General features: G+C 68.4%; 15 protein-coding genes and 1 pseudogene. 4 read left to right on the top strand and 12 right to left on the bottom strand.

Annotated features, from left to right (window positions below):
• Positions 1-534: 534 nt before the first annotated feature.
• Positions 535-1011, bottom strand: coding sequence for a cupin domain-containing protein (locus BX286_RS31905; RefSeq protein ID WP_079423935.1), 477 nt, complete (start codon positions 1009-1011; stop codon positions 535-537).
• Positions 1012-1473: 462 nt separating this feature from the next.
• Positions 1474-1710, bottom strand: coding sequence for a hypothetical protein (locus BX286_RS31900; RefSeq protein WP_187344237.1), 237 nt, complete (start codon positions 1708-1710; stop codon positions 1474-1476).
• Positions 1711-1920: 210 nt separating this feature from the next.
• Between BX286_RS31900 and BX286_RS31895 the strand changes: the two genes are divergently transcribed.
• Positions 1921-2406 carry a hypothetical protein gene (locus BX286_RS31895; RefSeq protein ID WP_261993569.1) on the top strand — a complete coding sequence of 162 codons (486 nt, stop codon included), beginning with the start codon at positions 1921-1923 and terminating at the stop codon, positions 2404-2406.
• 175 nt (positions 2407-2581) lie between these two features.
• Here the strand turns inward: BX286_RS31895 and BX286_RS31890 are convergent, their stop codons facing one another.
• The 3 genes from BX286_RS31890 to BX286_RS37650 form a co-directional block, all read right to left on the bottom strand.
• The gene (locus BX286_RS31890) at positions 2582-3514 is read right to left on the bottom strand and encodes a hypothetical protein (RefSeq protein ID WP_079423937.1); all 933 of its coding nucleotides are present in this window, start codon (positions 3512-3514) and stop codon (positions 2582-2584) included.
• A 14-nt stretch (positions 3515-3528) separates the two neighbouring features.
• Positions 3529-4383, bottom strand: a complete 855-nt coding sequence (locus BX286_RS31885) for a papain-like cysteine protease family protein (RefSeq protein WP_159036886.1) — start codon at positions 4381-4383, stop codon at positions 3529-3531.
• A 233-nt stretch (positions 4384-4616) separates the two neighbouring features.
• Positions 4617-5174, bottom strand: coding sequence for a hypothetical protein (locus tag BX286_RS37650; RefSeq protein ID WP_261993568.1), 558 nt, complete (start codon positions 5172-5174; stop codon positions 4617-4619).
• Positions 5175-5722: 548 nt separating this feature from the next.
• Here BX286_RS37650 and BX286_RS31875 point away from each other — a divergent pair.
• Positions 5723-6130, top strand: a pseudogene (locus tag BX286_RS31875) (transposase); the annotation flags it as partial.
• A gap of 1065 nt (positions 6131-7195) precedes the next feature.
• On the opposite strand, the gene BX286_RS31860 reads toward BX286_RS31875, so the two are convergent.
• The gene (locus tag BX286_RS31860) at positions 7196-10441 is read right to left on the bottom strand and encodes a NucA/NucB deoxyribonuclease domain-containing protein (protein WP_148710316.1); all 3246 of its coding nucleotides are present in this window, start codon (positions 10439-10441) and stop codon (positions 7196-7198) included.
• A gap of 294 nt (positions 10442-10735) precedes the next feature.
• Here BX286_RS31860 and BX286_RS31855 point away from each other — a divergent pair, with 294 nt between their 5' ends.
• Positions 10736-11359 (top strand): DUF6461 domain-containing protein, encoded by a 624-nt coding sequence (locus BX286_RS31855; RefSeq protein WP_079423945.1) that lies wholly within the window; start codon positions 10736-10738, stop codon positions 11357-11359.
• A gap of 926 nt (positions 11360-12285) precedes the next feature.
• Here BX286_RS31855 and BX286_RS31850 read toward each other — a convergent pair.
• The 3 genes from BX286_RS31850 to BX286_RS31840 form a co-directional block, all read right to left on the bottom strand.
• Positions 12286-13566 carry a site-specific integrase gene (locus BX286_RS31850; RefSeq protein WP_148710315.1) on the bottom strand — a complete coding sequence of 427 codons (1281 nt, stop codon included), beginning with the start codon at positions 13564-13566 and terminating at the stop codon, positions 12286-12288.
• 49 nt (positions 13567-13615) lie between these two features.
• Positions 13616-13795 carry a helix-turn-helix domain-containing protein gene (locus BX286_RS31845; protein ID WP_121017145.1) on the bottom strand — a complete coding sequence of 60 codons (180 nt, stop codon included), beginning with the start codon at positions 13793-13795 and terminating at the stop codon, positions 13616-13618.
• A 487-nt stretch (positions 13796-14282) separates the two neighbouring features.
• Positions 14283-14957, bottom strand: a complete 675-nt coding sequence (locus BX286_RS31840; protein ID WP_121017790.1) for a hypothetical protein — start codon at positions 14955-14957, stop codon at positions 14283-14285.
• Between the two features lie 388 nt (positions 14958-15345).
• On the opposite strand from BX286_RS31840, the gene BX286_RS31835 reads away from it, so the two are divergent.
• Positions 15346-15957, top strand: a complete 612-nt coding sequence (locus BX286_RS31835; protein ID WP_121017143.1) for a hypothetical protein — start codon at positions 15346-15348, stop codon at positions 15955-15957.
• Between the two features lie 350 nt (positions 15958-16307).
• Here BX286_RS31835 and BX286_RS31830 read toward each other — a convergent pair whose 3' ends face one another.
• The 3 genes from BX286_RS31830 to BX286_RS36815 all read right to left on the bottom strand — a co-directional run bounded on the left by BX286_RS31830 (position 16308) and on the right by BX286_RS36815 (position 19931).
• Complete coding sequence (locus BX286_RS31830; protein WP_121017141.1) at positions 16308-17015, bottom strand: HAD family hydrolase; 708 nt, start codon at positions 17013-17015, stop codon at positions 16308-16310.
• Complete coding sequence (locus BX286_RS31825) at positions 17012-18382, bottom strand: helix-turn-helix domain-containing protein (RefSeq protein WP_261993567.1); 1371 nt, start codon at positions 18380-18382, stop codon at positions 17012-17014. The genes BX286_RS31830 and BX286_RS31825 overlap by 4 nt, the downstream gene beginning before the upstream one ends.
• Positions 18383-18761: 379 nt before the next feature.
• Complete coding sequence (locus tag BX286_RS36815) at positions 18762-19931, bottom strand: helix-turn-helix transcriptional regulator (RefSeq protein WP_187344236.1); 1170 nt, start codon at positions 19929-19931, stop codon at positions 18762-18764.
• Positions 19932-19933 lie beyond the last annotated feature (2 nt).

Here is a 19933-nt window from a genome sequence, read left to right as displayed (position 1 = left end):
CGGGGAATCCCCGGTTCCGTAGCCGCCCGCGTGAGCACTTCCGCCACAGGAGCCTTCGAGTTCCGGCCGTGGCGGGGGCGTCCGGACGGCCACCACCCGCCCGACCGGTCCCGGCCGGCCATCACCTCAGGCGTCGATCACCGCCAGAAGAGTGCCGCGAACAACCCGGCCGCGCTCGGGTCGATCCACCCGCCCCGCCCGGACGGCGTCCCGGCAACCGCTCCCCCACACAGGCGAGCAGCTCCGGCGCCGGTACCGCACATTCTCGTGCCGGTGCCGCGATCGGGCAACGGGCCTCCCGGCCGGGGCGCTATCCCGTGCGGTCCCGCTCGGTGAACGTCCCGTGTCCTGCGAAGGCGAGTCCTACGGTGTCCGAAGTTCCTCTTTCGGCGTGGAGGACGGACAGCAGAAGGCCGTCGTATTCGCCCTGGCGGATCGTGTGCCGGAAGTTGATACGGATTCGGCATCCGCTCCATAGCAAAGCCCCAGGTCAGCGACCTGGGGCTTGTTTGTTTCCTGGGCCCCCGCTGGTGGTCAGGCGTGCTTGTCCGCGGGGTGGCGGGTGGGCTGGACCGACCAGGCCGGGGGTTCGTCGTTGCCCGAGTCCTCGTCGCTTTCCGCGTCGGCGAAGGTTGCGTGGATCTTGTCCGGGGCGTGGTGGACCGGGGCGTAGACGGCGTAGAGCTGCATGGGCTCGTCGCCGGTGTTGGTGACGTTGTGCCACGTGCCGGCGGGTACGAAGACCGCCCAGCCGTCCTCGACCTCCTGGTCGAAGTCGAGACGGTCCTTCGCGCTGCCCATCTGGACGCGGCCGCGGCCCGCGTCGAGCCGGAGGAACTGGTCGGTCTCCGGGTGTGCCTCCAGGCCGATGTCCTCACCCACCGGGATGGACATGAGGGTCAGCTGGAGGTACTTCCCGGACCAGGCGACCGAGCGGTAGTTGGCGTTCTCCAGCGTCGCCTGCTCCAGGTCGAAACTCTGAGGTTCGGGCCCGATGTCCTTGATGTTCATGCTTCTCTCCCGGTCGACGGAGGTGGTGCGCGCTCGGGCGCAGGTCTTGCGCCGGGCCAACCCTTCCAGACTCACCGGGGTGTTGTGGCCCGACGCCAGTAACACTCGAGCCGGGCTGTCACGGGCGCCAGGACGCGGGGGCGGCCGCGCCCTCGCCGCGCAGCCGGGCGAGGGCCGGGCAGGAGTCGAGGTCCGGGCGGGCAGGTCCAGCCCGGTCGTCAGCTCCGGAGTGAGCCTGCGCAACAACAAGGCCGGCGGGGTCGACCGGATCGCCCGAAGCCCCGAATTCACCAACCGCATCCGGCAGTCCGTCATCAGCCAAAGCCGCTTCCAGATCGAGCACTGATCCACCAACGCCCTCAGTCGCCGCTCGCTTCGCCAGTCAGCACGGCCCCCGCCCGCACCATCGTCAAGAGCATCCATCAGCCCGCAGGACGAAGGGGATCTCATCCCGGCCGCCGGTCATGGGTAGCGCCTCGGTTCGCCGGGGCGCTCGAAGTAGAAGCCCCGCGGCCCTTCGGGTTCCGGGGCACCGTCACACAGGCAGGGCCGGCCCCCGCCCTCCACCAGAGCGCTGCCGTCGAGGAGGAGTTTGCCGTCGAAGCGCCGCCCGACAGAGCCGAACAGGTACGTACTGCGGCCGAGCCGCATCAGCCCCGCGACGACGCGCCGCGGCGGGACGGGCAGTCCACCCGACACCCGCGGGACAAGTAGGAACAGCGCGGGCGAGGCAGTCCTCGGAGCAGGTCAGTTGACCCATGACGGGCATTTCTGCATCCCCCGGCACCAGGCCGTGCTGACTCCGGCCTTCCCCTTCGCCCCGGGCGCTTCGTACCTGCCGTCGTCTGTGGTCTTGGCGTAGCGGACCTTGACCACGAAGTCGACCTGGCGGCCGTTCTTGATGGCCGATTGCGTCGCATCGAGTCGATGCTCGGCGGTGTGCTCTTCGACCGGCGGCGGGCCGGAGCCACGCCCACGGCCTTCGGCGAACTGGTGCCGGCCCGGGCCCACGCCGTCCTGCCGGGCATCGACGCGCTCCTCGCCGACACCGCCCGGCACTTGGCGTCCCCGGACCGGGTCCGCGTCGGATCGGTCGGCGCTCCCCTCATCGGCCACCTCGTGCTGGCCATAGGAACGTTGCTGCCCGACGCCGAGGTCCTGGCCGCCGGCCGCCTGGAGGCGGCGGTCACCCCCGGCGTCACCGTCCGCCCCCTCGCGGGCAACCCGCTCTGGTACCGCCACGTCCTGGCCTGGCACCATGACGGCCCGCTGGCCCCCCACGGCGACGCCGTCCTGCGCACGGTGGCGGCCGGCTACCTGGAGACCTGCACCGCCAGCCCGGTCTACGCGGACTGGCGCCGCCGCCACCCGGACCTGGCCCAGCCCTCCGCATGAACAGCAGGTCAGGCACCCCTTTGCCACCTGCCGGGCAGCTGTCGCTGCGGTCATCACCCGCGCGACAACGAGGCAGGGGGAGACTGGGCTTCGGTCCTGCGGCGCAGTGCGCGCTGACCTGCGTCCGCTGCTTGGGCGCCGCGCACGGAGGGGACCCGGCCCTCATGGGGTCAGGTCAGCGGAGGGCCGCCGTCTGCCGGCGGCGCACGTACACCACCGCACCGCCGATCGCCGCCAGCGCTGCGGCCGCGGTGGCGGAGACCGGCTGCCACGACGCCTCGGCCGCCGGTGTCCCGGATGCGGCGGCGACCTGTTCCGGCTGTTCCTCCGCGAGGCCGGCGAACCCGCCGGCCAGTCCCTTGCGGTCGTACTCCGAGCCGGGCATCTTGTCGCCGTAGCGGCTGGTGACCAGCTTCTGGTAGGCGGCGAGGGTGACGCCGCGCTTTCCGCCGAGGCCGGTGGTCGCTTCCTCGTTGAGCGGCTCGACCATACCGTCGGCGGTGAGCCGGTACCAGGCGTGGATCTGCGGCTCGGTGAAGGTACGGGCCTGTGCGGTGCCGCGCTCGGCGAAGCCGACCTCGGCGTCCCCGTCCCGGATGCCGGCCAGCTGCCAGCCCTCGGCACCGACGTTCTGCGGGCCGCTTCCCGTCGTAGCGGCAGCCCCCTTGGGTGCGAGCAGTACGGCGGCGTTCTTGCCGTCGGAGGCGGTCACCCGGGAGGCCAGGTAGGAGAGCCGGATCGCGGTCTGCGGGGTCGCCGGGGCCTTGCCGGTCACGAACTCGGGGCTGATCTCGAACATCGGCACCGGGTCCTTGAGAGCGAACCCCGGCGGCGCGGCGACCGCGGCGGGTGCGTTGCCGGGGGTGCCGACGGTGCCGCCGTCCGCGCCGGTGCCCGTGCCGTGCTGCCGGGCCGAGACCAGGAAGCGGGAGACCGTGTCACGGAGTTGGTCGCTGCGGACGGCCTGCTGGGCGGACGGGTAACCCGCGATGCCGTCGCCCTCCGCAGCCTGTGCGGGAACGATTCCGCTCAGGGCCGCGGCGAGCGCGGCCGTGGCGAGGACGGCGGCCCGGACTGCCGTGTGCTTGGTGTGTCGGGTGGTCTGCATGGTCGGTCTACTCCTCAGCCCTGGATCCCGATGCGGGAGTGGGTCCACTGGAACGAGTTGTTGTTCACGTAAGTGGCGTGGTTCCACCAGGTGTAGGTCTGGGTGGTCTGCCACGGGTCCCCGACCGCGACCATGTTGGTGGCGCTGTCGTAGCCGTAGATGACGTTCATGTGACCACCGCCGGTGCGCCAGCCGATCCGGACGGCGAACGGCCGGCCCGCGGCTATCTCGGCGACCGACTCGCTGAACGAAGCGTTGCGATACAGGCTGCGGCCGCTGTTGCTCAGCCCCAGCCTGGCCAGGCCGTTGGCCATGTCTTCCAGCGTCGCGGGCTGGTTGTTGCAGTCCACCCAGGAGCCCTGGGCGGCGAGTTGGCAGAACTGCTCCTGGCTGACGGAGCGGCCCCAGTGCTTGGCGATGGTCACGCCGGAGGCGTCCCAGCACCACTGGGTCCTGACCTGCTTCTGCATCTCGATGTTGAGCGTCTTCACGGTGGTGGGGGTGGGTTTCGGGTTCGGCGTCGAACCGCAGACCGGCAGGGCCGTGGTGTTCTCGTTGATGAAGGCGTCAGCGATGTAGTACGAGCCGGTGTAGATCCACCGCGGGTTGTTCTCCACGGTGTCGCCGGTGGTCCGGCAGGACATCTGGATCCTGTCGCCTACCTTCGAGGAACCGTTCACCTGGGCCGAGAGGGACGGCTTGGCCCGGTGGTTGACGGTCGTGTAGTTGCCCTGGCCGCCGATGACCGTGCCGCTCACCACATCGGCTTGGGCGAGCGCACCGAAGCCGAACAGCAGGCCGCCGGAGAGTGCGGCGGTGACCGTGGCTGTCAGCGCCTTCTTGCGGCGGGACGCGCGACGTTTGTGCATCATGCTCCTTGATCTGAAAATGCGGGAACTTGCTTGCCCGGCAGCCGGATCGTCCGGTCTGCGCGACAGATGCCGAAGGGCGCCTGGCTCGGCGGTGGCACCGTCAGGTGATGGCAAGTCAGCCCACTGGCTGCCACCACGGTGGTGCGGTGGAGGCGTGGTGCTGTGAGGGACCGGCGGACGGCCGCAGGGGAAGGTGACCGTGCGCCGGCGGTTGATCAGACGGTCGGAGGTCAGCCGACCTTCTGGACCGTCCAGACCTGCGTTGCGCGCCCGTCGGCGCGCTGGAGGTCGAGCAGCCGTGCGCCGTAGTGCGGGCGGTTGCTCACGTGGTCGGCGCGCAGTCCGCGGCCGTCACGTAGCGGATGTGTCGGATGCCGCCTGTCTCCTGCGTGCTCGCCGCGTGGATGAGGTCGGCGTCGGCCGCCCACTTGCGGAACGAGGTGAGGCCCGGAGTACCGATCGCGGTCGGGGCCGTGCACGTAGCCGACCTGGACGCGGTTGCCGGTGCTGCCGTCACCGTCGCACCGGACGGTCTGCCCGGCGGGCCCGGCGGGCACGTCCTGAGGACGCCCGCTGACTTCGGCGGCAGCCACTTCGCCGGCCTCCGGGCGGGCCGGAGCGGCGGCCGGTGTGGGGACGTCCGCGGCTGCGTACGCCTGAGCGGCGGTCCCTGCCTGGGCATTGTCGCCGAGCGCTAACACCGCGGCCGAGGCCATGGCGGTGGTGAGGAGTAACAACCGGCGGGGTGTGCGTCGGCGTTCGCCTTTCTCTCGACGGTAGGCCGTCATGCGCACCTCAATTTCTGCGACGGAGGAGTGGGTGCACGGAAGCCTGCCAGACGGGCACGGTGGAGAATTCGGACAAACAGGAATGGGCTTCGAGATATCTGACTGTTACCTTGGTGGCCGAATCTGATGATCTATCAAGTAGCTTTAAAATACGGCAAGTTGCACGCATGGACACGTGCAGGTCCAGGCCATTTCGGTGATGTCGTTATGGAATCGAGATAACCAGGCGAGGCTTGCTGACGGAAATTCAGTCAACGATTCACCTAATTACTACCGGACGAATTTCCCCTGTTACGAGCGGTAAGGAATCCCTCGCTCCGCCCGAGGGTGACAACTCGGCGATGCGAAGGGCTTTGATGCGCGACAGGTCCAGCTGCCGACGGGTCGCACGGCCTGGGGTCGAACTGACCCCCTATGCCCGGACGTTCGTCGCGCATCCCCTCGCTCCCACGCCCCCGGCACGGGTGATCGGCGTGGGCCGGGCCGCGTGTCACGGCCCTGGAGTCCAGACCGTGTCCTATCTGTGGCGATGGGTCGTTGGGCTCGGCATGGGGCGGGGTACGTGGAGTTGGATTGTTCCGACGGGTTGTGGGAGACCGCCAAGCCGCTGATCCCGCCGTCGAGGGTGCGGCCGCAGGGCGGCGGTACGCAGGACACGCCTGACGACACGCTGTTCGCGGCGATCATCTATGTACTGGTCTCCGGGTGTGCCTGGCGGGCCCTGCCGCCCTGCTTCGGGATATTGAAGTCGACCGCCCACCGCCGGTTCCTGATCAGGTCGAGGGCCGGAGTGCGGGGCCTGCCGGACGCGGCCGGACTGCCCCTCGTTGTCCGGCCTCTCGGCCGCCAACACCCACGACAGCCAGGCCCTGAAGCCCATGGTCCTCGGTCACCAAACGAGAAACGACGCCCACCGCGGCCGACACTTCAAACCCCGGACACTGCATGCCGGTCGGCTTCGGGAGTCAGTACCGTCCCTCCAAAACCGGCGGAATTCTGCACATCCGACACGATGTGGATGGGCTTCCTCCGGGGGCAGGGAATGAGCAAGCGGCGGTCGCGTGGTGATCCGGCACACAAGATGGCCTGCGATTGTGATGGTCTGCCACATATGCCGCTGACCTAGGGACTTCTACGTTGTGGCCACACCCGACGTCCCCGCAGACCCCCTGGAAGTGGTGCACATGGTCTCCCCCGCAGCGAGCAGAACGAGCCCGTCCGGCATACGGAGGATCGTCGCCGCCAGTCTCGTCGGGACCACCATCGAGTGGTACGACAACTCATCCGATCGACGCTATGACCTGGGGCTTCCCTGTCTCTGACGACCAAAAGTCAGCACCGAACCAGCACCGGAGTGAGCCAGGAGCTGAGGGCGACGGCCAGGCGGCGGCCCGATCCACTACGCCAACAGGCTTTCAGGAGAACGGGATCGTAACCGCCTGCAGTCAGTGGGGCGGCTCGCCGCTGTAGGGCCCGACACTCCCCAGCAGACACCCGGACGCCCCAGCAATGAGACGGGCAGACCGCGCCCCTCCATCGGGCGTGGAGGGGCCCTCATCGCCCGACGCGGTCAGGCCGGGTCAGCCGTGCAAAGCCGCCGTTGGCCGCTGCACAGCCAGCCTGCACACCCTCGCCCCCAGCCCCCGGGCAGGGCGGCGAGGTCGTCGGCGCTCTCGTCCGTGCCCCAACCCGACACCTCGTCCTCACCGAGGACATCGTCGGCCAGGTCTAGCCTCCCGCGGCGGCCGACCCCCGTCACGCGGTCGAGTGCGGGATCAACCGCCTCAAGAGGAACCTGGTGTCTCAGGGATGCCGTGGCTCGGGCCCCGCCGAAGGCAGGGCCCGAGCACTTCAGTGAGGCCAAGGCGACGGCAGTCCGCGGCCGATGGTATCGAGGCCCGGAGACCCACAGCCCGTCCGCCGAAAGGGGCAACGGGGTGCCTCGCCTGGAACAATGGTCCAGGCCATCTCACGCAACTTATGGATGGCCCTGACTGCCGCGGCTGGAGCCTTGCGTTCGGTCAGTAGGCGATAGTTGTCACGGTGTTGTTGGCGGCGTTCCAGAAGGCGTAGCCGTGCTGGAAGTCGGTCCGGCGTCCGCCCGAGACGGCGTACTCGCCGCTGGTAGGGTAGCCGAGCCAGCTCCGCTCCCAGCCGAGCGATGCCCACCGCTTCCGGATCTCCCCCAGGACCTCGTGAGCCCCGGTGCCGGGCGTCCAGTAGACGGAGTTCTCCCAGCCATCGGTGCGGCGGAAGTGGTTGTAGCGTCCGACACCGTCGGGGGTGGTGTTCTCGTCCGTGGTCGGATAGCCGAGGCCGCCCTCCCAGCCGAGCGCCGCCCACTTCTTGCGGATCTCCCCCATGACCGCGTGAGCGCCGGTGGAAGGGCTCCAGTAGACGGAGTTCTCCCAGCCATCGAGCCGACGGAAATGATTGAAGGCCCCGCCCCCGTCCGGAGTACCCGACTCATCGGTCGTCGGGTAACCCAGCCCGCTCTCCCAACCGAGCTCGGCCCACTTGTCACGGATCGCCATGCGTACGGTATGCGCTCCGGTGTCCGGGCTCCAGTAGATCGAGGCGCCGTTGGTGAAGTGGTTGAAGGCTCCGACCCCGTCCGGGGTGCCCGACTCATCGGTCGTGGGGTAGCCCAGTCCTCGCTCCCAGCCATAGGCGGCCCACTTGTCACGGATCGCCTTACGGACCGTGTGGGCGCCGGTGTCGGGTGTCCAGTAGATCGAGGCGTCGTTGGTGAAATGGTTGTAGCGCCCGACACCGTCAGGCGCGGCGCTCTCGTCCGTGGTCGGGTAGCCGAGGCCCTGTTCCCAGCCGTAAGCCGCCCACTTCTTACGGATCTCACCCATCACCGCGTGAGCACCGGTCCCCGCAGTCCAGTAGACGGAGTTCTCCCAGCCGTCGAGCCGGCGGAAATGATTGAAGGCCCCGACGCCGTCCGGAGTACCCGACTCATCGGTCGTCGGGTAACCCAGCCCGCTCTCCCAACCGAGCTCGGCCCACTTGTCACGGATCGCCTTACGGACCGTGTGGGCGCCGGTGTCGGGTGTCCAGTAGATCGAGGCGTCGTTGGTGAAATGGTTGTAGCGCCCGACACCGTCAGGCGCGGCGCTCTCGTCCGTGGTCGGGTAGCCGAGGCCCTGTTCCCAGCCGTAAGCCGCCCACTTCTTACGGATCTCACCCATCACCGCGTGAGCACCGGTCCCCGCAGTCCAGTAGACGGAGTTCTCCCAGCCGTCGAGCCGGCGGAAATGATTGAAGCGTCCCACCCCGTCAGGGGTGATCGCCTCGTCGGTGGTGGGGTAGCCCAAGCCCTGTTCCCAGCCGAGTGCCGCCCACTTCTTGCGGATCTCGCCCATGACCGCATGGGCTCCGGTCCCGGCCGTCCAGTAGACGGAGTTCTCCCAGCCATCGGTGCGGCGGAAATGATTGAAGGCCCCGACGCCGTCCGGAGTACCCGACTCATCGGTCGTCGGGTAACCCAGCCCGCTCTCCCAACCGAGCTCGGCCCACTTGTCACGGATCGCCTTACGGACCGTGTGGGCGCCGGTGTCAGGGCTCCAGTAGATGGAAGCGTCGTTGCTGAAGTGCTGGAAACGCCCCGTGCCGTCCGGGGCGATCACGTCATTGTCCAGCGGGTAACCCAGACTCGCGGGCCCGCCGCGCTCCTTGTACTTGTCCAGGATCGGACCGCACACGTCGGCTTCGCCGCCGGAGGGGGTGTCGAACTGCTCGCAGCGCCCCCACGTCTCCATCCCGGGCAGAGGAGCCGGTGCCCCAGGCGCCGGAGGGATCGCCGGACCGGTGATCGTTACGTAGAAGCGGTCGTCCTTGATGATCCGCTGCGTGCGGTAGAAGTCGCCCAGGACCCGGCCACCCGCCTGGTTGTCGGCTTCCGGCAGGGCTCGGACCGAGAAGTTCGTGTTTCCGCGGGGTATCTGGGCGCCCTGCTGGGTGCTGGCGAACGGGTACTCGTCGCAGTCGTAGAGATGGGTGTTGGTCGCGGGATCGTACTGCGCGTAGTTCGCGCCGAAGACGCGCGTGCAGGTCCTGGTTGAGCGGCCCCGGTTCTTCTTGATCGCTGAGGCATCGCCCGGCGCGAGGCGGGTCAGCGGGACCCCGCTCTGCACACTCCCCGGGATCTTCTTGCCTGCCACTTTGGGTTCCGTGGACTCGGGCCTGTACTGGGCGTCCCAGATGTGCTGGGCCGAATACTTGTACTCTCCAATATTCCGGTCCATGATGAGCTCTTCGACGACATTTTGGAAGACGCAGCCGGCCTTCGGTCCCCCTACCTTGGGGTCCGCGTCGCAACGGAACTCGTTGTCCGCGAAGACGTCGCCGACGCCCCGGTAACCGGGCATGCTGACCCGGACGTAAAACGGGAAGTCGGCTATCTCCCCCTCCGGGGCGCTCGGCGGACTCTGGAAGGCCGGCGGGTTGAACGCGGCGAACGTCAGGCCGTTCCGCTGCCAGTTCGTGATCGTGTCATCGAGCCCGTTCGTAGGTTCCGCGCCGCACGAGTACGGGCCCGCCGTGCACCCGACGTCGATGCGCAGGAACGCGGTCGGATCGGGGGTGCCGGACTGCTTCCAGTCGTCGACGAGGATGTTGAACGTCACGCGGCCCTGGGTGTCGTAGGAGACCCTGCCGATCGTCGTGACCCGGAAGGTGTACTTGCCGACTTCCTCGCACTCTCCCGTCGAGCAGACCATACGCTTGGCCTCTACTCGCTGGACCTGGCACATGAACCGGTGACTGACCACCAGCCCGCGGTGAAACTCGGCCGACGGGCGCTTGCGGCACTCCTCGACCGAGAGGTCGGGCACCGTGCTGGAAGCGGCTCCCGCCCCGGCGAGCGCCTTGGAGCGGGAACCGGTGGCCGCCCGGGCCGTAGCCGCGTCCGCTTCGGCAACTGCCTTCCGGTCGGCGAACTGCTCGGATGTCTCCTTGGGTATGGAGGTACCGGGGAAGAACTCCAGCGGCTGCCGGCCTGCCAGTTGCGGATCCGGGACGGTGCGCAGGATGTTCACCGGGCCGCTCGCGCCGGCCGGTATCTCCGCGGCACCAGCCGCCGGACTGCCGGACTGGGCCGAAGCGCGAGGTGCTTCCTCATGCGGCAACGTGGCCGTCGAAGCGTCCGGCGGCCGGACGGTCGCGGACGGGGCTTCCGGGATCGCGGCGGGGCCGGGGGCGGGCGATGCCGGCCGGTCGGCCGCGCCGTTCGCCGAAGCGGCGGGCCCGACCGTGGTCACCTCTTGCGCACCGCCTACTTGCTGCCCACCGATCGCGCTGGAGGCCGTGGCGACGGCGCCTCCAGGTGCGAGAACGGGCAGCAGGATCGTTAAAGCAACGAGCCAGGCGAGGGCACCCCGCCGCGTACTGAACCTGCGTCTCACACGTCCCCCTTAGGCTGTGCTGCGGGCGGCCTGTGCCGCCGAGCAGCGGATAACCTAACGCCTAGTCAGCTAGCGTATGGCCACTGTGACCTGTTCCTGTGGGTGCAGGGAAGAAGCGGATACTTGCCGCCAAAGAGTCAGGAAGACCGGATGGGAATCGGATACCAGCCCTATATATGGGCGGAAAACGAAGGACTCAACTACGGCTGCCTCACCTTCGTCCGGGGCAGGAATCCGGCCGAAACCGCCCGCTACTACGGTGCCGACCCCCGAGCTGCGGTACCCCTGACCACGCACGAGCGCCGCACCCACCCAGCGTTCCCGGACCTGGTGAGCTGGATCGAGCTCGGCGAGTGGACCGTGGCGTTCGAAGAAGAGCGATCCCGCGGCTCCGATCCCAGCCTGCTGGGCCAGCTGTCACTCGGCACGGAAGCCGTCAGCATCCACACCAACGTTCTCGCCCACTACCGCTTCCGCTACGCAGCCGACGGCCAGACACTCACGTATTTCGACGCCCTGTCCCCCCATACGCGCCACGGTACTGAACCCGACCGCTTCGTGGACGCCATGCGCCTCATCGGCCTCGACCCGGACATCCCGCCCGACCTTGAGGAACTCGACGACGACCCTCAATATGTCGAGTACACCCTCCCCATGCTGCTCGCCCTCACCGAGCACGTCACCGCCATCCGCCTGAAGCCCGAGTTCCTGGATACCGCTCTGACCGCTGTGACCGGTCGAAGCAACCGCTCCACACTCCGCAGCTCACCGTAGCGCCCCGCCCGTCATCGAACGGACCGCCACCACCTGCCGGCATGCCTGACCAGGCGGCGGCCGACGGGTTCTTCGCCATGTTCCGCGACCGGAACCTCCTTGGAGTCCCGATCAGCCTCTCCCATCCGCCATTCATCGAGATCCGGGTGTCGGGCCGGTCGGGTCAACTCCGCGGCGGGCGGCGCAGCGCATGTCGTCGAGGCTGCCAGTGCGCGCGAAACGGCGGACGGTGGAGCGGTCCAGCCACGGTGTCCGGCCGATCGCGGCCAGGAACCTTCCCTCAGTCAGCAGCGCCTGGACTGCCTCACATCTTCACGTCTCGGAGCCACCAGGCGCCGGGGCTGGCCCATGAACGGCGAGGGTGCCGTCCGGCGGGACGAACGGCACGGCCACCGGACTAAACGGCTCCGGCGCGACCAGGCCCCTCGCGGTTGCCTCCGCCATGACCGCGGTTCGCCGCGAACGCGGCCTGGATGCACCCGTAGCGTGAGCCGACCGTTGTCTCTAGCATCCGCGACATTCCGCCACAGATGCCAGGCGTCGGCGATCTGCACCGTCTGCAGGGCACCATTCCGAACCCTTCCGCATAGGCGCCCCAGCTTGGCTCTGCGCCATCAAAGGGTCCCCGACGGAGCCGAATTACGTGACCGCCGGCATAGCCCGTCAAGCGGCCCAGGCCGCTGGTTACGGGGCGGGGCGACTGTGGGTAACATCGGCGTCGCTCTCGTCGGACCACTGGTCGCCTGCCGCGAGGTAGCGGAAGCCGTGGTGGTGTGCGCTGGCTGGGTGACGCTCGCGGCGTGGGTGCCGCCGCGGGAGGCGAGCGGGCGGGCGGCAAGTCCCACCCACCGAGGCGAGCCCGCTCCAGGCAGTGGCCGCGACGACGCCGTTCCTGCTTGACGTGGCCGGGGGTCGGCTTGGCACGCTTACGCCGCCTCGGTCAGCGCCTCGAACGACAGAGGCAGCGACAGCTCCACGTCGAGCGTGAACACCGAGTCCATGACCACGCGCAGACGCTGTGGCGCGTCCGGCATCACGTGCGCGTACGTCTGATAGGTGATCTTGGGGTCGCGGTGTCCGAGCCATTCAGCCATGTCGGTCACCGGCACGCCCTTGGACAATCCGGCCGAGGCGAAGAAGTGCCGGAGCCAGTGAGGTGTGATCTTCCTGGTGATGCCGGCGGCCCTCTTTGCCGTCCGCCACAGCCTGTCCACAAGGGAGTACATGAGAATGTTGGTACGACCCACGTTCGAAAACAGGTAGTCACCCTCGATCCGGTTCAGCCCGGTCTCGACACGGTAGGTACCGTACTTGTCGATGTGGTCCCGGATCTTGGCCGCGATCGTGGTCGGAATCGGGACCCCGCGCCCTTCATCTTGATCACGCCACTTCAAGTGGCGGATGCAGTGCGCTCTCCCCCGCCCCTTGGTTGCGGCTTTCTGTCGTCGGGTCCTAGGCTCCTCGTTCTCCCCATCCTGGGTGATCTGTCTATCGACGTAAAGGACCCCTGCCTCGAAATCGATCTGCTGGAGGGACACTGCGCTCGCCTCGCCGATACGAAGCCCGCATCCGGCCATCAGCCACACCAACAGTTGGTAGGGCCCCGGAAGGTGCGCGGCGAGCGCAGCGATCTCCTCCAGCGTAGGTAGGTGGATCGTCTTCTTGATCCGCCGCTTGGCCTTCCTCCGACCAGCCTGTACGTGCTGGCAGGGGTTCTTGATGATGTAGTCATTGGCAACGGCGAAGCTGAAGACACCACTGAGGGTCTCGTACCGGTTCACGGCTGTGCTCGATTCGTAGCCGCGTTCCTCAACCATCCACCGCAGCCAGGCCGTGAGATCCTTGGGCTTGACCGCTCCAATCGGCTTGCGCTGAAAGTACGGCTCGACGTGCAGACGGAGACTGGTCTCGTATTGGTAGCGCGTGCCATTGACGCGGTCTCCGGACGCAATGAACTCCTGGTACACCGCAACAAGCGGCGTCATGAACCCAAGCGGTTCTATATAGGTACCAAGGTCCTTTTCACGTTCGACCTTCGCCGCGAACGCGTCTGCTGCCCCCTTCTTGTCGAAGGATTCCTCACGTTGGCGGCCGCTACGACCACCTGGCTCTCTATACCTGACAGTCCAAGGGTGACCACAGCGAACACCGCTACAGGGGTCCTTACCCCGTTGCCCTTCCTTGCACTTCTGGAAAACCTTGGCCAAACTAGTGCCCCTATCCTTCTGCAGCCCGGTTCACGTACAGTGTCAACCTCTATCCATATTTCCGGTCGAGGTAATCAACGACATCTCGCTCACGAAATCGCAACAGCCGCCCCACTTTCTGCGACCTAAGCCCCCATGTTCGATACTTGTTCTTGACGGTCCCTTCGCTCACCTTCAGCCAGTCCGCCACCTCTGCTGGCGTCAGCAGAACGTAACTTCCTCCACGCATCAAATCTGTTCCTCTCCGCCGAATACCACTGCCAAATGTCGCGCCAGCTGCTCCGGCGACGCACACTCCTTCCATGGTGCGGGCGATCCCCGGTTTGGCTAACCGGGGATCGCCTGCTATACGAAGAGATGCCCTGAACACAGGCACCGCTTCTCGGGAGTGTTGTAGGTTCACATGACCGAAGGTGAAATTCCACCCGGATGAGGGTGATTCCTGTCTGCCGTGGGCGAATGCCGTGTCAACACCCTTGCGTGCCAGACATGTGGCCCCACCGGATCGACAGTGCAGGAGGCAGTAGCAGACGGAAAACTTTCATCAGCGGCGCGCGACTGTCCTGGACTCGCAGACCCGGACGCCCCCGCAGCTGCCCCGAAGCCCTGCTCGGCGACAAGGGCTACGACTCGAACCCGAACCGGGAAGGACTGCGCAAGCACCCAATCCGACCCTTGATGTTCGGTGTGCCCTTGCGGGAGATCACCGGCGTGCTTCAGGGTGACCAAGTCGCCACGAAGCAGCTGACGCTGTCCACGGTCTCGGCGTACAGGAGACGGTGAGTAGTCAGGTCCCAGTCGGCCCCGTCCAGCAGCTGCCAGGGGGAGCGGCCCGACACCTTTAGCTCACGAGCGAGGTCCTCGTCCATGGTCGGGAAGAATCCGTCCACGTCACCGCTGGCCAGCGCGGCACCGATGCCCGCGTCGATCTCCTCGACTCGCGGGTCGGGGCGCCGGGCTCCGTCCGCGCCGGCGCGAGTCGGACCGTTCCCCATCACCAGCAGCCCTACGCGGTCCGCCCATCCCGCCAGATGGACGCCGTCCTCGCCGTTCGTGGGCCAATTCCGGGCGTCGTTCAGCTCGTAGGCGCGCACCGGACCGGTCCAGCCTGCCTGTTGGAGCAGCCACGCACCGACGCTGAGCGCGACCGGCAGCCTGCTCGTCGGTGCCTTTGCGGCCCGGCCGTGGCCAAGTCGCAGGGCTCCCTCCTCGTGGAGAAAGGATCGCGTACCGGGGCCGACCACGGCCACGATCTCGGGATCCTCGGCCAGTACCGCTGCCACCGCCTCCGCGCACGCCGCGCGCAGCCGCTCCGGCGCGGCAGGCGCGCTCACGTCCGTCGCGAACGTGAGCGATGGCAGGCAGGGACAGACGGCAGCGGCAACGAGCATGCTCCGCAGCCTAACCACCGCGTCCAGGCGGTCACGCCGCCGACGGGTGGGACCGCAGCCGTCACCCTGAAACGCCGACCTCAGTAACGCTCTGGTTCGGGTCCCGGCACGGTTTCCGTGACTCGGTCCGGATTCGTGGCCGCGAGGAGGTGCGCTGTCCACCTGCCGGTTTGCCAGAGTTTGCTGTCCTCGGCCACCGAAGAGCGACCAGCCCCGGTCCGTCGACGGTTGAGCCGCTGTCCGGCTTCTCCCCGCCGCTCCCTTCCTTCGTGGTCAGCCTTTCGGGACGGATTTCCCCGGTTCGCCTGACCAGACGGCGCCGGTGCGCGAAGGTCGTGGCAGACGGGCCCGCAGCCGGGCGGGCCCTGCCAGGCGGTGAAGGGGCGTTATGGCCAGCGACAGGGAGACGTGGACGACGGAAGAGTTCGGGACCTCCCACGAGGGCTGGGTCGGGGTCCTCCTGGCCGACGGCACCGTCCCCGCGCCGGCGCTCTTCAACACCGGGTCGGGCCCCGACGTCCACCAGACATCCCACTGGTCCGTCTACGACGGCCGCTTCACGCACATCCCGCGCGCGGCCGCCCTCCGCGGAACCTGCTCGTGCGGATGGACCGGCCCCGAACACCCCCTGGACTGGGAGGCGATCGGCAAACAGGACCTGGAAGACGCCGCCGATGAACAGGCAGACGCGTGCAGCCAGGACTGGGACGACCACACGACCGCCGTCGAAGCGGCCACGATCCCGCTCCCCGAGTCTGTCACCCACCTCGTTGAGCAACTGCAAGCCGAGATCGGCAAGCTCGGCGACAACTCGCCCCTCGCCGCGGTCCGCGCCGTCCGCCGGCTGGAGGCCGCCGCCCACGCGGCGGGGTACTGGATAGCCCGCTCCGCCCAGCACGACACCACCCCGGCCCAGGCCGCCACCGCACTCGGCCTGACCGAAGCCGCCGCCCGCCGCGAACTCGCCCGCCTGGGACGCTGGAGCCCGTACCGGCCTTGATGGCCACCGCTCCGATCTGTCACAGCGAGGCTCGGATCCGCGCCGTAGGAATTCCTCGCCCGCCCGCCACCACCGGTCGAAGACCGGCACCAAGCAGGGCCACGCCGACCAGCGCCGTCCCTCCTGGCGGCCGGTAGAACCACTCGCCCGGCAGGGCACGCCGCCCGGCTTCCTCAGACGCGTGGGCCCGAAGAAGCCCGGCGGGTGGAGCTCGAAGAGGCCCCATTTTCCGGTCCGGCAACGACGCACCCCGGCGACGGGCAGCGGCGGCATGGTCCGGCCCCCAGCCCGGCGGTGTTCCACCGCGCCGGTTCAAATGCGCAGCAGGCTCTCGGGGGACGCCGGTTCAGTCATTCAGTGTTGCGGTGGGTGAGAAGGTGCAGCAGCCAGTCGGTGGCGGTCAGGTCGGGAAGCACATGGTCGGCGCCAGCAGCCATGAGACTTTCAGCGGACGTGGTGCCCGATGCGACGCCGATGACCTGTGCGCCCCCCTGCTGCCCGGTGATCACATCCTGTAGCGAGTCCCCGATGATGACGGTGTTGATCCGGTCGAAGGCGCATCCGTAGGCCAATGTTGCTCGCTCCTGGGCAATTCTGACCAGGGATGGCCTGTGAGCGTCGTCGGAGGCGTAGGCACCGACACTCATGTCGAGATACTGGGCCAGGTTCAGCTCGGACAGCTTCACCAGCGCACTCCCGCGAAGGTTGCCTGTCACCACCGATGGGACCAACAGTTCGTCGTCGTGTACTGCTGCGAGGGCCTCGCGGGCACCTGGCAGGACAATGCCCTCACGCGCGATGAGTTCACGGTGGGCGTTGAGTCTCCAGGGCAGCTGCTCGATGATGCTGTCCGCCAGTTCGTCCAGGCGGTCTGGAGGAACGTGGTTGGACAGGAGGAGTTCGCGTACGGCCAGTGGCATGGTGACGCCCGTGCCCTTGGCGGGCAGAGCTTCCGGGGGTCGCCCGACGACGGCGGTGAACGCCTCCCTGTAGACCTGGCGGTCGATGCCACCGGTGTAGACGAGGGTGCGGTCGATGTCCCAGAGCACGAGTTTCACGCGGCTCGGTCCCTCATGACGGCCAGTCCACGCTCGTGGAGCTCGACTGCTGCGGGCGCCGAGCCGAAGCGTCGTAGCTCGGCGAGCATGGAGTCGAGGTTCTCGTCCAGGCGCGCTGACTGGACCCCGGTGACGAGGGAGAGGACTTCGTGGCCAGTGGCGCATCCGGCGTCGGCATCGCCGGCGCGCATTTGCGCGGTTGCCGCGCGGGAGAGGAACTGGGCCCGGGTACGGATGTCGTCAGCGCCAAGCTCTCCGCGGGCGGCGGCGAACGCCTGCGCGGCCTCGGCGGGGCGCCCGAGGTCGAGGTAGCAGCTCCCGGCCTGACCGTGGATTTCGCCTTGGTTGATCCAGTACAGCCAGTGAGGGTCGTCCTCGCCAGCCCCGGCGGCGCATAGGGTTTCGGCTTCCTCGAGCGCGGCCCGGGCCTGGCGGTCTTCGCGGAGGCGAGCGTGGCCGCGTGCCTGCCGGGTGAGCAGCATGGCGTGGAGGGACGGGCTGTCCTGGCTGGTGATGGCCTGGCGGGCGACGCGGGCGGCGCTGATCGCGTCGCGGGGGTCACCGACGCTGTAGCTGTGGATGGCCAGGAAGGACAGGGCACCGGCGTGCAGCCTCGAGTCGCCGGAGGCGTGGGCCGCGCGCAGCGCACCGCGGAGGAGTTCCTGGGCGGCGGCGTGGGCGCCACTGTCGAAGAGGTACCAGCCGGCCTGGATGGCTGTGTCAGCGGTGACGGCGGCGAGGCGCCGGCCGGTTTCCTCGTCGAAGGTCCCGTCCTTCAGCATCCGCAGGAGGACCGTGAGGTGCGTGCGCGCTGTTGCCGCGAGCTTGCCACTGCCCTGGCTGGCATCGGCCAGACGCAGGGCATCAGTGGTGGCCTGCAGGCCATCCAAGAGCGGGGTCGACACTCGAATGCCGTCGCGTGAGGTGGACGCGATGGCTTCGGTCGGTGCGATGACCGATTGCAGTACGAACTGCCCGAGCGCGGCGCCGCTCAGAGCCGCGAGCGCGCTCCGGCGGGTCAACGTGTTCATGGCGCCTCCGACTGCCGTCTCCAGTGACGCCACCATACGAGCCGTGGTCCACGGCAGAGACGGGTCGTAGGTCTCTGCCCGGCCCTGCGCGTCGGCTCGTTCCAGGGGGGTGAGGAGGAGCGGGCGGAGGTCGGCGGGCAGCCCGAGACCGGTCAGCAGGTCGATGATCGAATCACGTCCGCCGAGCTGTCGGTGGCCGTTCTCCAGGTCCGAGATGAAGCTCTGCGCCAGACCCGTCAGGGACTGGACCGTCTTCTGAGACAGTCCGGCGCGGCAGCGGACCCGCTTGAGGAGAAGGCCGAAATCCCAGGTAGAGAGGGCGCGCTGGACATCCATGTCGCGCCAGGCTCGGTCGGGTACCTGACATGTGGCGCCGGCCCGCGCGCAGGAGGCGCAGCGGTCGTCGGGGTTGTACTGGCTCAGTGCGTGACCGCACTGGCGGCAGACGCGTTGCGGCGAGTTCACGTTGCCTTCCCGGTGTCCGGTTCGGAGGGGATGGGCCCCCTCCACAGGCTATGGGCAGATCGGTATCGCAGCAGCGATATCGCGACAGCGAGGGCTTCAGATCTCGGTGGCCCTCAGACTCTTCTCACCGCTGAGGCACCCACAACCGCTGGGTGCTCGTCCGGCCGTCGGGAGGAGGAGTCCAGTGCGAGGAATCAGATCGGACTCCAGGTGCAGCGGGGAGAGCGTGCCGCGTCGATCGCGGCTGAGCTCAGGCGGCCATCTCGGTGCGCAGTTCCTCCAGCGCGAGACTGGCAGCACTGGTCACCTGGGGCAGGGCCTCACCGCCGGCTCGCAGGACCCGTTGGAGCTGGTGGGGCAGGCGCTGCGCTCGCGCTTGCTGCACGGCCGTCTCGAGCAGCTGGGTGGCCCCGTGCCGGTCGCCGGCGAGGAGGCGGACCCGTCCGGTGGTGATGAGCTCGATGACGCGCCACTGGGGCGCGACGGTGATCGTGGGAGAGGGCACAGGTCCCTCAGCAAGTCTTATGGCCTCGCGGGCCCGTCCTGTGCTGATCAGGCCTCGAAGGTGGATCTCGTGGAGGGCTACGGGGTTGACGAGGCTGGTGTGGTCGACGGTGTCCATCAGCTGGTGGACCTCGCGTACGGCCCGATCGAAAAGCGCCTGGTTGCCGAGAACGCCGGCGGCACGTGCAAGGAGCGGGAGGACCGCAGCCCGGTCGGCGATGTTCGGCGCCACCGAGGCGGCTTGGGCCAGGCGTTGAACAGCCGCGCCTGCCAGTCCCAGCTTGCGCAGCTCATTCCCGTGCATCCGCAGGGCGGTCGCGGTCAGCGTTGGGTCATCGAAGGCCTTCGTCACCTCGAGGCTTTTGGCCGTCCAGTGCGCGGCCGTGGCCAAACGCTCCTCTGGGAGGACGTTGCCGAGGGCGGTGCCGAGACCGAGACGGGCTTCCGCCAGGAGCCTGAGGACCTCACGTTCGATGTAGCCGTCGCGGGCACGCGCCTCCAGGCGGGCGACCAAAGGCCAGAGTTCAGCGACGGCTTCTGCCGCGTGCCCGGTCTGGCGTGCGATCTCGGCGAGGCGGATGGTGGAGTGTCCAAACTGGCACATGGCCCGGTGGTCGGTGTCGGCGAGATCGGTGACGCCCAGGACATGCGGGGGCAGGGACAGCTGCTCGGCGATGTGGCGCAGGCTGCCGACGTCCGCCAGGCGCCGTTTACCCAGCTCCAGGGCGGAGACGTAGGTCTTGTCGTAGCCGAGGCGCTCGCCCGTCGCGGACTGACTCTCGGCGTACACGCGGCGGTAGTAGCGCAGGATGGCTCCCACATCGCGGGTAGCCAGCACAGCCTGGGCCTCAGGGGTGGCCCAGTGCCAGGACAGGAGGCGGCCGGAGCGCTGGCGCAGGTTGTCGGGGGCGGCCATGG

Origin of the sequence: Streptomyces sp. 3211.6 (assembly GCF_003634815.1) — a bacterium.
Taxonomy (GTDB): domain Bacteria; phylum Actinomycetota; class Actinomycetes; order Streptomycetales; family Streptomycetaceae; genus Streptomyces; species Streptomyces katrae_A.
The sequence above is the reverse complement of the archived record's forward strand: the minus strand, read 5'-3'. Positions and strand labels throughout refer to the sequence as shown.

Excerpts from the sequence above, each read along its gene's own strand:
- BX286_RS37650 (WP_261993568.1), bottom strand. The coding sequence starts at position 5,174 with ATGACGGCCTACCGTCGAGAGAAAGGCGAACGCCGACGCACACCCCGC.
- BX286_RS31840 (WP_121017790.1), bottom strand. The coding sequence starts at position 14,957 with ATGCTCGTTGCCGCTGCCGTCTGTCCCTGCCTGCCATCGCTCACGTTC.
- BX286_RS36815 (WP_187344236.1), bottom strand. The coding sequence starts at position 19,931 with ATGGCCGCCCCCGACAACCTGCGCCAGCGCTCCGGCCGCCTCCTGTCC.
- BX286_RS31835 (WP_121017143.1), top strand. The coding sequence starts at position 15,346 with ATGGCCAGCGACAGGGAGACGTGGACGACGGAAGAGTTCGGGACCTCC.
- BX286_RS31845 (WP_121017145.1), bottom strand. The coding sequence starts at position 13,795 with ATGCGTGGAGGAAGTTACGTTCTGCTGACGCCAGCAGAGGTGGCGGAC.
- BX286_RS31885 (WP_159036886.1), bottom strand. The coding sequence starts at position 4,383 with ATGCACAAACGTCGCGCGTCCCGCCGCAAGAAGGCGCTGACAGCCACG.
- BX286_RS31905 (WP_079423935.1), bottom strand. The coding sequence starts at position 1,011 with ATGAACATCAAGGACATCGGGCCCGAACCTCAGAGTTTCGACCTGGAG.
- BX286_RS31825 (WP_261993567.1), bottom strand. The coding sequence starts at position 18,382 with ATGGATGTCCAGCGCGCCCTCTCTACCTGGGATTTCGGCCTTCTCCTC.
- BX286_RS31890 (WP_079423937.1), bottom strand. The coding sequence starts at position 3,514 with ATGCAGACCACCCGACACACCAAGCACACGGCAGTCCGGGCCGCCGTC.
- BX286_RS31855 (WP_079423945.1), top strand. The coding sequence starts at position 10,736 with ATGGGAATCGGATACCAGCCCTATATATGGGCGGAAAACGAAGGACTC.